The sequence below is a fragment of the Coprobacillus sp. genome (genome assembly GCF_984815275.1).
In genome coordinates this window covers 52,999-64,403 of sequence record NZ_CFJNYH010000018.1, presented here as the reverse complement: position 1 = coordinate 64,403, position 11,405 = coordinate 52,999, and the positions used below count along the sequence as shown (strand labels likewise).

Sequence of the window (11,405 nt, the reverse complement as noted above, 5' to 3'; positions counted from 1 at the left end):
GCAAGCTGCCAGTTCACTTCGGATATCCACACTGGATATCCTTTTTTTTGTTTTAGCTAATTTTTTGATAAAGTGTTCATTTTTGTTTATATATGTTAGAATAAAGAAGTATAAATATAATAGGGAGGTGGTCAAGATGATTCTAGGTTATATTTGCCGTAGAGTCGAAGGCACTGAGCTTCGTACAGAGTCTATTAATAGATAGACTAGGCGATAGAGGGATACTCTAGCTGTGCGAAGCGATTATAATCAATCGCCTAATCTTATGAATCTTAGGCTCTGTTTATTTTAATTTTTATATAAAATAAAGGAGCAAATAAAATGATTGAAATAGGAATGCATAAAATTTGTAAGAATTTTGGATATAAACAAGTTATACAAAATGTGAGTTTTGAAATACTCACTGGTGATAGAGTAGGAATTGTAGGCAAGAATGGTAGTGGTAAATCAACACTCTTTAAAATGATTGTAAAAGATGAGTATCCAGATACTGGAACTATTACGATTCGTAAAGATGCTACTATTGGATATTTAGAACAAATACCAGCAATTCTTAATGAAGATATCACTACAAGAAGTATTTTAATGACTTCATTTACAGAAATTCAAAAAACAGAAGAAAGATTGCGTACATTAGAACTGAAAATGATGCAGGATAGTACAAATGAAGCATTATTAGATAGATATGCAAGAATTCAGAATCAATATATATCTCAAGGTGGATATGAAGTTGAGGAAAAATTGAGTAAAGTGGTGAAGGGGTTTAAATTAGAAAATATTATAGACAAACAATTTTCTATATTAAGTGGTGGCCAGAAAACTGTTGTGAATTTGGCAAGATTAATATTAACTGAACCTGATATACTCTTATTAGATGAGCCAACAAATCATTTGGATATTGTTATGTTGGAATGGTTAGAGAATTATTTAAATAAGTATCAGGGAACAGTTGTAATTATATCACATGACCGCTATTTTCTAGATAAAGTTACCAATAAAACTATTCTTTTAGAAAGTGGAGAATGTCGCTTATTTCATGGTAATTATTCATATAGTTTAAAAGAACAAGAAAAGTTATTGTTGCAAGAGTTTGAGCAATATAAAACTCAACAGAAAAAAATAGAAGCAATGAAAGCTTCTATTAAACGCTATCGTGATTGGGGCAATCAGGCTGATAATGAAAAATTCTTTAAAAAGGCTAAGGAATTAGAGAAACGTTTAAAGAAGATAGAAGTATTAGACAAGCCTCAATTAGAAAAGAAAAAAATTCCTGTACATTTTATAGGGGAACGTAGTAGTCATGAAGTTTTAAAAGCAAAAAATCTAGGAATATCATATGATCATTTATTATTATTTTCAAATGCAAGTTTTACACTCTATTACCAAGAAAAAATAGTATTATTAGGAAATAATGGATCGGGAAAGACGTCTTTCATAAAAGCATTATTAGGGCATTTAACTTCATATACTGGTGAATTAGAAGTGGCTGAAACAACTAAGATTGGATATATTCCACAAGAGATTCGCTTTAAAGATAATAGTGATTCTATATTACAAGCCTTTCGTAGGGAAGTTCCCTGTTTAGAGGGGGAGGCCAGAAGAATTCTTGCTAAATATGACTTTTATAAAGATCAAGTCTTTAAACGGGTAGGCAATTTATCTGGTGGAGAAAAAGTATTGTTAAAATTGGCTATATTAATGCAAAATGAGATTAATTTTTTGATATTAGATGAGCCTACTAATCATATTGATATAGAAACGAGAGAAATTCTTGAACAAGCTTTATTAGAATACGAAGGTACTTTATTGTTTGTATCACATGACCGATATTTCATAGATAAACTAGCTAAAAGATATTTAGTTATAAAGGATGGTAAAATTTCTAGTTTTTATACTGAGTACTAATATAGTAGAAGACCAAAACTCATAAAGTCTTTTGGTCTTTTTTTAACTTTTATAAAGGCTTTATTGCAAAGAATAATAAAAAAATGTTCTCTCAAGAATAGAAACTCAGTTTTTCATGACTGAATTACCTATTAAAAAGACAACATATCAAAATATATTTTTATGTTCTTTGATCAAATTGTTGATGACATTTAGGACAAGTTACAGTAATATCACCTTTTCCTTTAGGAACACGTAAATACTGTTTACAGTGAGGACATTTTAAATATTTATGAGTTTTTCTATACTTCCACTGATTTTTTTGTCTATTAAAAAACTTTCTTATTCCTTCAGTTTTGTTCAAATACCATTCATTCTCAGCTCTACGCTTATAATATTGTTTAGAAAACATTCTAAACAGACTATAAATGATTGTAGCATAGCATAGAATCATAATTGGCGGATAAACAAAAGAAAGTATTGCTAAAATAATGTAAAATACAAATAAGAAGTTTCCTAATTGGTCAGCACCATATCTACCATACATAAAATTTCTAAACCATTTCATTTTTATCACCTATCTCTATTATATAGATGAATTATGAATGAAATATGTACAAATTTATTTAATTCTATAGTATAATAAATATTTGTGGAGGTTGATATCATTATGTATAATCAATATCGAGAAGGTTGGTTAGAAGTTATTTGTGGGTGTATGTTTGCGGGAAAGACTGAAGAGTTAATAAGACGTATCAATGTCCTTTCTTTTGCTAAGAAAAACATTATTGTATTCAAGCCAAAAGTTGATAATCGTTATTCTGAGACTGAAATTGTCTCTCATGCTGGAACAAAAGTGCAATGCATTGTTGTTGAAAATTCAAAAGATATATTAAGATATATAAAACCTGATACAGATGTTGTAGCAATAGATGAAGTTCAATTTTTTGATAGAGATATAGTAGATGTTTGTGAGTATTTGGCAGATAGAGGATTGCGCGTTATGGTTGCTGGATTAGATAAAGACTTTAGAGGAGAGCCATTTGGTGTTTTGCCAGAACTCTTAACACGTGCTGAGTTTGTAACAAAGTTAACTGCTGTTTGTGCTAAATGTGGAGCACCTGCAACTCGTACCCAAAGACTTGTTGATGGTAAACCAGCATCTTTTGAAGATCCAATTGTCTTGGTTGGTGCTGTTGATCATTATGAGCCAAGATGTAGACACTGTCATGAAATTTTAAATAAGCCAAATAAATTTTAAAAGTTCATCTTCAAGACATATTTATGTTTTATATTATTTGTGTCGAAAGACAAATACGATAGTATTGATTCCCCTCAAATCTATCATATATCCCTAAGAAAGAGATGTTTCCCCAAAGCATCTCTTTCATTTTTTTGTTTATAAAAGTAAAAAAAGTTTAAAATAATGGTGAAGGTGAAAATATGAGATTATGGCATGAAGATTTAATACCATTGTTACCAACTCAACAATTATTAGGACAACATAGAGAAATATGTGCTTTAAGAGGATTGAGTTGGAAGAAACCACATAGTGTTGTTAATTATGTTTTTGAACACCCATATCAAGATCTCTTTGAATTTCATGTTATTGTGATGAAAGAAATGGAAAATCGTGGTTATTCTATTAATCCATTATGGAAAAATCGATATTATCGAGGTCAAAGAATAGGTATTGAAATATCAGAGATGACTGTTAAAGAGAAAAAATGTATTACACATCCTATTTATCAGGAACATAATGAAACTTATTATCAAGAGTGTATTGATAATCTTAAAGGAAAAGGCATAAATGTCGATTATTGAAAATGGAAATACACAATAAATACATCAGATGTTCATATATCGTTCATATAGAATAGGTATATTATACTTGTGAAGAATAAAAATTCATAAAAACTCCCTTTAAAATATGCAGTATAAAAAAGAATCGAGCCATTCGATTCTTTTTTTGTATAAAGGATTAAGATACTATGAAAATAATGGAAAAGTGTTTTTTTTCTTATAGAAAATGTTATACTAAAGAATATAAGGAAGTGATAAAATGAGTTGTATAATTAGGATAAATGAGGCAAGACCTATATTAACAGATACAGAAATTGAAATTGCAGATTTTATATTAGAAAATAAATCTGATGTTATTAATGATTCAACGCAGACATTAGCACAAAAAACAATGACATCACCAGCAGCTATTATCCGTTTTTCAAAAAAAATAGGATTTTCAGGATTTTCACAATTAAAAATAGAATTGGCTAAAGATTTATCGAATGATTCTATGGAATTTGATAATTTATTAGATCCTAATGAAAGTATGGATTCACTATTAAAAAAAGCATATCAGTCAAATATTCAAACAATTGAAAAGACTTATGGATTAATTGATTCAAGGGTTATTGAAAGAGTAGTTCAGGAGATTATTTCTTGTCGTAACATCTATTTATTTGGAATTGGTGGTTCAGGAACAGTGTGTGAGGATTTTCAACATAAACTTTTAAGAATAGGTAAAACATCAATTTATTATGCTGATACACATCTTCAATTAACTGTAGTACCAAACATGCAAAAAGATGATTTAGCATTTTTTATCAGTTATAGTGGAAAAACAAAGGAAATAGTGACTGCAGCAAAATGGGCTAAACATATGGGAATGAAATCTGTTGCAATAACGCAATCTGCTTATAATGATTTGGGAAAATTAGCTGATATGGTTATTACAATTCCAATTGAAGAAAAAGAATTAAGAATTGGAGCAACATCATCAAGATTATCCTCTTTGATTGTTATTGATTTATTATATTATGCAATTGCTAGACATGATAAAGAAGAAACTCATAAACGTATAGTAGATACAAGAAAGATTATTGATGAAATACAGAAGTAGAAATGATTTCTGTATTTTTTTATAAAAAAAGCCATTCATTAAAATGGCTTAGGAGTGATTTGTCCTAGAATGACATAACGATTTGCTCCTGTTGAAGATTTAACATTAGAATAATGGTGATTCAATGTTTCATTTCCTAATATAGCAAAAGCAATAGCTTCTTTAGCATCGCTTGAATAACCAATCTCATCTTGAGTATAAACAGGGATTGGATAGAGTTCATCTTTTATAAATTGCATTAGTGTATCATTATGACTCCCTCCACCACCAATAATAACATCATCCAAAGGGTACTTTGTAAGTATATCTCTCTGATAATGAAATGCAATGCTTTTGGCAGTGAACATTGTGAAAGTTGTGATGATATCTGCCTTTTCATGCTGAGAATATCTTGATAGAATATCTTTAACAAAGAACTCTCCAAAATCCTCTCGACCAGTTGATTTAGGTGGAAGTTTTTGCATATAAGGATGATTCATTAATTCATCAAGTAATACAGAAATAACTTTGCCTTGTTTTGCAATTTGTCCATGATCATCAAAAGGCAGATTATAAAGGATTTGACAAGCTTCATTAATCATCATATTACCAGGTCCAGTATCAAAAGCAAAAATATCATCAATATTTAAAGAACCATTCAAAAATGTTAAATTACCAATACCGCCAATATTTTGAAGAATTCTATTTTTATGTGATTGACTATAAAGAATATATTCGCTATAAGGGACTAATGGGGCACCCTGGCCACCAGCAGCCATATCCATAACTCTAAAATTAGATATAACAGTTGTTTGAAACTGATAAGCAAGAATTGCTGCTTCACCAATTTGTAGAGTTGAGCGATATAAAGATTCTTTATTCTCTGGAATATGAAAAATTGTTTGTCCATGACTTGCGATGTAATCAATTTTTTCTAATGGGAAATTAGCTTTTTGAAGTAGTGCTTTGACTGCATCACAAAAAGAATAACCTAACTCAAAGTTCAAGCTACAAATGAGATCACTATGAGAATGTTCTAAGGAACATGCTTTTTTTATTTTTGAAACAAGTTCTTTATGGAGAGGATATTCGTTATAAGCGATAACCTCCAATTGTGTCTCTGTACTATATCCAGTTATTTTAACAAGAACTGTATCAATTCCATCTAATGATGTCCCTGACATAATACCTATACCATACATAAATATACCTCCTATTTATAAACATTGTATAATTTATGAAATAAAATTTCAATAATTATATGAATATATTGTTTTAAATAGTTATATATTAGGATATTAGAAATAAAATTTCTTAATAATATACTAATTTATTAAAATAAACTAACAATTAATTAATAAATATATTGAAATATTATTTCAGATAATGTAGAATAAAGATGAAAGGAGGGGGAAGTGGATGCCAAAGGATTTAAGTTTGCTGATGACAGAACAACAGAATATAAATACATTACACATAGATGAAATGGATACCATCGACATTTTAAACACGATTAATCATGAGGACCAAAATGTTGCACTGGCTGTAAAAAATGAACTTGCTGCTATTTCTAGAGCTGTAGATGCAATTTATCAAAAGGTTGCATGTGGTGGAAGACTTATTTATATCGGTGCGGGAACTTCTGGACGTTTAGGAGTGTTAGATGCTTCAGAATGTCCACCAACTTATGGGGTTTCATCAACACTGGTACAAGGTATTATTGCTGGAGGTCCAAATGCATTACAAAATGCAATAGAGGGAGCAGAAGATTCTCAAGAACTTGCTAAAGAAGATTTAGAAAAAATTGGATTAACTGAACATGATGTTGTTTGTGGTTTGGCAGCTTCAGGACGTACACCATATGTTATAGGAGGACTTGAATATGCTAATCTCATTGGAGCTACAACTCTATCAATCTGTTGTGTTAATAATGGAGTGATTTCAGATTATGCTCAATATCCAATTGAAGTGAAAGTAGGGCCTGAAGTCATCACTGGATCAACAAGAATGAAGGCAGGAACTGCACAGAAGATGGTGCTCAATATGTTATCTACTTCAGTCATGATCAAACTTGGGAAAGTCTATGGTAATTTAATGATTGATGTTCAACCTACAAATGAGAAATTAAAAGATAGAGCAATTGGTATTGTTGAAAATTGTACAGAACTTTCATCAATAGAAGCAAAAAAATTATTAGAGACAACAAGGTATGATGTCAAATGTGCAATCTTAATAGAAAAAACAGGATTAGATTTTGAATCGTGCCGAGATTTATTATTAAAATATCAGAACAATGTTGCAAAAGTTATAAGACAGTATAAAAAATAATGAAGGAGTGATTCAAATGGCGACAAAAGTTGTAACACCCAATTATAAAAAAGTGAAGAGAATTAAAAAAGAAGATGTCAATACATCTCCAATACCAAAGTTCAGTTATAAAAGTGCTTTTATTATTGTTATAAGTGCTGCACTCTCTTGCTTTTTCCTCCCTAACATGCTTGCAATTTTTGGAGTAGACACAAGAATCACAACAATGATAGGAAACGCTGTTATCATTAGTTTTGCAGTTTGTTATTGTCATTATTTTATAGAAACTGATAAAGGTTTTCATAAAAACTTTATTGGAATGTATTTGGGATTTTTTATAGCAATCGGAATTATTAGTTATTTCTGGTTGTATATTGGACTTTATATGTAAAAGAAAGGGGATTTAGTTCATGATAGATAAATTAACAATGTTTTTTGATCAAAAATTATCTGGACCTATGGAAAAACTAGCACAACAAAGACATTTGCGTGCAATTCGAGATGGTATTGTGGCAACTTTACCATTAATTATTGTAGGTTCATTTTTCTTGATTATTGCAATGCCACCTCTTCCACAAGATTGGGAGATTTATCAATTCTTAAATGGGAATGCAGCAACAATTATGCTTCCATATCGTATGACAATGTTTATTATGACAATTTATGCGACTTTTGGAATTGGATATAGTTTAGCAGAATCTTACAAGTTAGATAGATTAACTGGTGGAATTTTAGCAATGATTGCATTCTTATGCACAATTACACCTATATCTGTAGCGGCAGAAGCAGCAGAAGTGGCTGGTGTTTCAGGTTGGGTTATGCCAATGGCTAATTTAGGTGGGGGTGGATTGTTTGTTTCCATCATCGTCTCATGTTTAGCAGTGGAAGTTTATCGTTTAACTTCAAAATCTAAATTTAAAATCACGATGCCTGCTCAAGTTCCACCAGCTGTAGCACGTTCGTTTGAAGCGTTAACACCAACAATTGTTATCATTGTGGGAATGGCTTGTATTACTTATTTTATAGGATTTGATTGGCATGGTGCAGTTGCAACTGTCGTATCACCACTTGTTAAAGCAGCGGACAGCTTGCCAAGTGTTTTATTATTGATTTTCTTGATTACAGGATTTTGGTCTTTTGGTATTCATGGTGTTTCCATCATTGGTTCTTTAGCAAGACCTTTATGGTTACAATTAATTGATACAAATACAGCAATGGCAGCAGCTGGTCAAGCACCTACAGCAATAGCCGCAGAACCATTTTTCCAATGGTTTATCTGGATTGGTGGTTCAGGATGTACAATTGGACTTGCTATTTTAATGGCATTCCGTGCTAAATCTAAATATGCGAGTTCTTTAGGAAAAACATGTATTGTTCCATCTTTGTTTAACATTAATGAACCTGTCATTTTTGGAACACCAATTGTTTTAAATCCTATCTTAATCATTCCATTTATTGTTGTTCCAATGGTTTGTGCAACGATTGCGTGGATATTCACTTCACTTAATTTTGTAGATAAAGTCGTCATGACAGCACCGTGGACATTACCAGGACCAGTAGGAGCATATCTCGCAACTGGTGGGGATTGGCGAGCAGCAGTCTTGAATATTTTCTTGATTGCCTTATCAGTTATTCTTTATTATCCGTTCTTTAAAATTTATGATAAAAACTTATTAAAAGAAGAACAAGGAGAACTAACTGAAGAGTAAAAAATGAATAGCCTAGCGAATGCTGGGCTTTTCTTATAGAAAACATATGAAAAAATATGATGGGGTGAAGCACTTTTGTCTATTCAATATGAGAGGGTATGACCTTGAGCATAAAGGTTTAGATATTTAAGATTGTTGTTTATTTTTCTAGGACTTTACAATGAACGACACAGATACGTTTATTAAATAAGCAAATGATTAAACAAAAGTGAGAGCGTTGGATATTATTCTAATGAGAACGTTTTACAATATTATAATCAGATTATTAAGCAATCAAAATTCATATTTAACTGTTACAAAATGGCGATAGTCAATGAATCCAATTGGAATAAGAGTCACATTCAATCAATTCTATTATTGTCATCAAAAGCCAATTATTATTGCAGAAAATGGATTAGGCAATCAAGATATGTTAGAATGAGAGAGGACTATTCATGCTCCATATCAAATGACATATCTGAAAGAACATTTTCATGGGATTCGAGAAGCTTAAAAAGAATGAGTTGATACTGACAATGAAGGAAGAGTAAGGTATTGTCGATACAGAAAAGATAGTTTTTATTGGTATCAGCAACTTATTAAAAAGTATTATTAATAGGAGGAAACAGATATGAAGAAATTAGGAATTTCACTCTATGTAGAAAAATCTAATCTAGAGGAAATGAAAGCATATATAGATAAGGCTCATCAAGCAGGTTTTTCGCGCATCTTTTCATGTTTATTATCAGTGAATGAAAGTATTGATAAGATAAAATCAGATTTTTCTATGATCAATCAGTATGCTCATGAAAAAGGATTTGAAATCTTTGTAGATGTGAGTCCCAAGGTATTTGATAAATTAAGCATTAGTTATCAGGATTTAACATTTTTTAAAGACATTGGTGCTGATGGCATCCGTTTGGATGCAGGATTTAGTGGAAATGAAGAAGCCTTAATGACTTTTAATCCACAAGGATTAAAGATTGAAATCAATATGAGCAATGATACACATTACATTGACACAATTATGGATTATTGCCCTAATCGCAGTCAATTGGTGGGATGTCATAATTTTTATCCCCATCGTTATAGTGGGTTATCTTTAGAACATTTCTTAAAATGTACTCAAAACTTTAAGAAGTATGGTTTAACAACAGCAGCATTTGTTTCAACGAATCAGACCAATGCATATGGTCCATGGCCTACAAAAGAGGGCTTGCCAACATTGGAATTGCACCGTGAATTACCTTTAGAGGTTCAAATCAAACATATGATAGCACTAGATGTCATTGACAATATTATTATTTCTAATTGTTATCCAAGCGATGAAGAACTTAAAAAGATTTCACATATGCGATTGGATCTTGTGACATTTAATGTTGAACTTGTTAATTCTATACCTGAAGTTGAAAGAAAGATTGTTTTAGAAGAATTGCATTTTAATCGAGGAGATTATAATGATAATATGATTCGTTCTACACAAAGTCGTGTGAAATACAAAGGCCATGAATTTAAACTTTTCAATGTGCCTGATTATATTAATCCTGGTGATATTATTATTGAAAGTTCTGAATATGGACATTATGCAGGTGAATTACAGATTGCGAAAACACAAATGAGGAATAGTGGGAAAAGTAATATTGTTGGACATATCGTTGAAACTGAAAGATTTTTATTAACATATATAAAGCCATGGCAAAAATTTACATTTAATGAGGTGAAGTAAATGTATTATATAGGAATTGATGGTGGTGGAACAAAAACTGCATTTGGGTTATTTGATGATTATGGAAAATGTTTATACCAAGTGGATTATCCAACTTGTCATTTTTTACAGGTAGGTTTTGATGGATGTGCCAAACTTTTAAAAAAAGGTATAGAAGATGTTGTAAAGCATTTTCCTGATTCTTATCAGCAATTACTAATTGGTATTGGTATTGCTGGATATGGCAATGATAAGGTTATCCGTGAACAGTTGGAATCTCATATTGAAAAAGAATTGAAGGGATATCACTATGTTTTAACGAATGATATGCATATTGCATTAATTGGAGCACTTAATGGGCAAGATGGAATTGCTGTAGTGGCAGGAACAGGATCGATCGCAATGGCGCATGTTCATTCACAAATTTATCGAAGTGGTGGCTGGGGTTATCAACTTGGTGATGAAGGTTCAGCTTATTGGATAGGTAAACAAGTATTAAATGAATTTTGTAAACAGGCAGATAACCGACAACCAAGAGATGAGTTATATAATTATCTCTTAGATTATTTTACAATTGAAAACCCCTATGAAATCATATCTGTTATTCATGATATGAAGAATGAAAGAACAGATATTGCGGCATTAGCTAAGATATGTAGTGACTTTGCAGATAAAGGCCATTCAGTATGCCAAGATATTCTAAAACAGGCTGGTTATCATATTTCACAACTGGTCAAAGGATTGTTACCCCACTTTGAAAAAGAAAAACGAGTGACTTATTATGGTGGTGTTTTTCAAAATGCTATTTTTAAACAATCATTTTGTTCCCAGTTACCAGATTGTGAATTCATAGAACCAATTCATAATGCTCTTGTAGGAGCATATATGTTTGCAAGATTGAGTCTTTAAGACTCTTTTTTTACTATAAAGACAATATTTA

The 11,405-nt window shown here is 31.0% G+C and carries 11 protein-coding genes; 9 read left to right on the top strand and 2 right to left on the bottom strand.

Annotated features, from left to right (window positions below; genetic code table 11):
* Positions 1–321: 321 nt before the first annotated feature.
* Entirely contained in the window at positions 322–1,905 is a 1,584-nt protein-coding gene (abc-f, locus tag AC5M21_RS08070) for a ribosomal protection-like ABC-F family protein (protein WP_008790821.1), read from the top strand.
* A 160-nt stretch (positions 1,906–2,065) separates the two neighbouring features.
* Here the strand turns inward: abc-f and AC5M21_RS08065 are convergent, their stop codons facing one another.
* Positions 2,066–2,452, bottom strand: a complete 387-nt coding sequence (locus AC5M21_RS08065; RefSeq protein WP_008790822.1) for a 6TM ABC transporter family protein — start codon at positions 2,450–2,452, stop codon at positions 2,066–2,068.
* A gap of 102 nt (positions 2,453–2,554) precedes the next feature.
* Here AC5M21_RS08065 and AC5M21_RS08060 point away from each other — a divergent pair, with 102 nt between their 5' ends.
* From AC5M21_RS08060 to AC5M21_RS08050, 3 genes are all read left to right on the top strand, one after another.
* The gene (locus AC5M21_RS08060; protein ID WP_008790823.1) at positions 2,555–3,145 is read left to right on the top strand and encodes a thymidine kinase; all 591 of its coding nucleotides are present in this window, start codon (positions 2,555–2,557) and stop codon (positions 3,143–3,145) included.
* A gap of 182 nt (positions 3,146–3,327) precedes the next feature.
* Positions 3,328–3,708, top strand: coding sequence for a TIGR02328 family protein (locus AC5M21_RS08055; protein WP_008790824.1), 381 nt, complete (start codon positions 3,328–3,330; stop codon positions 3,706–3,708).
* Positions 3,709–3,946: 238 nt separating this feature from the next.
* Positions 3,947–4,786, top strand: coding sequence for a MurR/RpiR family transcriptional regulator (locus AC5M21_RS08050; protein ID WP_008790825.1), 840 nt, complete (start codon positions 3,947–3,949; stop codon positions 4,784–4,786).
* Positions 4,787–4,824: 38 nt separating this feature from the next.
* Here AC5M21_RS08050 and anmK read toward each other — a convergent pair whose 3' ends face one another.
* A complete protein-coding gene (gene anmK, locus AC5M21_RS08045; RefSeq protein WP_008790826.1) occupies positions 4,825–5,967 on the bottom strand; it encodes an anhydro-N-acetylmuramic acid kinase AnmK in 1,143 nt (380 codons plus the stop codon).
* Between the two features lie 217 nt (positions 5,968–6,184).
* Here anmK and murQ point away from each other — a divergent pair, with 217 nt between their 5' ends.
* The 5 genes from murQ (at position 6,185) to AC5M21_RS08020 (ending at position 11,374) form a co-directional block, all read left to right on the top strand.
* A complete protein-coding gene (murQ, locus tag AC5M21_RS08040) occupies positions 6,185–7,093 on the top strand; it encodes an N-acetylmuramic acid 6-phosphate etherase (protein WP_008790827.1) in 909 nt (302 codons plus the stop codon).
* 16 nt (positions 7,094–7,109) lie between these two features.
* Positions 7,110–7,463 (top strand): hypothetical protein, encoded by a 354-nt coding sequence (locus AC5M21_RS08035; RefSeq protein ID WP_008790828.1) that lies wholly within the window; start codon positions 7,110–7,112, stop codon positions 7,461–7,463.
* A 19-nt stretch (positions 7,464–7,482) separates the two neighbouring features.
* Positions 7,483–8,781: a PTS sugar transporter subunit IIC gene (locus AC5M21_RS08030; protein WP_008790829.1), complete on the top strand. Its 1,299-nt coding sequence runs from the start codon at positions 7,483–7,485 to the stop codon at positions 8,779–8,781.
* 610 nt (positions 8,782–9,391) lie between these two features.
* A complete protein-coding gene (locus AC5M21_RS08025; RefSeq protein ID WP_117598969.1) occupies positions 9,392–10,486 on the top strand; it encodes a DUF871 domain-containing protein in 1,095 nt (364 codons plus the stop codon).
* Entirely contained in the window at positions 10,487–11,374 is an 888-nt protein-coding gene (locus AC5M21_RS08020; protein WP_008790831.1) for an N-acetylglucosamine kinase, read from the top strand.
* The last annotated feature ends 31 nt before the right edge of the window (positions 11,375–11,405 follow it).

Excerpts from the sequence above, each read along its gene's own strand:
- abc-f (WP_008790821.1), top strand. The coding sequence starts at position 322 with ATGATTGAAATAGGAATGCATAAAATTTGTAAGAATTTTGGATATAAA.
- AC5M21_RS08065 (WP_008790822.1), bottom strand. The coding sequence starts at position 2,452 with ATGAAATGGTTTAGAAATTTTATGTATGGTAGATATGGTGCTGACCAA.
- AC5M21_RS08060 (WP_008790823.1), top strand. The coding sequence starts at position 2,555 with ATGTATAATCAATATCGAGAAGGTTGGTTAGAAGTTATTTGTGGGTGT.
- AC5M21_RS08055 (WP_008790824.1), top strand. The coding sequence starts at position 3,328 with ATGAGATTATGGCATGAAGATTTAATACCATTGTTACCAACTCAACAA.
- AC5M21_RS08050 (WP_008790825.1), top strand. The coding sequence starts at position 3,947 with ATGAGTTGTATAATTAGGATAAATGAGGCAAGACCTATATTAACAGAT.
- anmK (WP_008790826.1), bottom strand. The coding sequence starts at position 5,967 with ATGTATGGTATAGGTATTATGTCAGGGACATCATTAGATGGAATTGAT.
- murQ (WP_008790827.1), top strand. The coding sequence starts at position 6,185 with ATGCCAAAGGATTTAAGTTTGCTGATGACAGAACAACAGAATATAAAT.
- AC5M21_RS08035 (WP_008790828.1), top strand. The coding sequence starts at position 7,110 with ATGGCGACAAAAGTTGTAACACCCAATTATAAAAAAGTGAAGAGAATT.
- AC5M21_RS08030 (WP_008790829.1), top strand. The coding sequence starts at position 7,483 with ATGATAGATAAATTAACAATGTTTTTTGATCAAAAATTATCTGGACCT.
- AC5M21_RS08025 (WP_117598969.1), top strand. The coding sequence starts at position 9,392 with ATGAAGAAATTAGGAATTTCACTCTATGTAGAAAAATCTAATCTAGAG.
- AC5M21_RS08020 (WP_008790831.1), top strand. The coding sequence starts at position 10,487 with ATGTATTATATAGGAATTGATGGTGGTGGAACAAAAACTGCATTTGGG.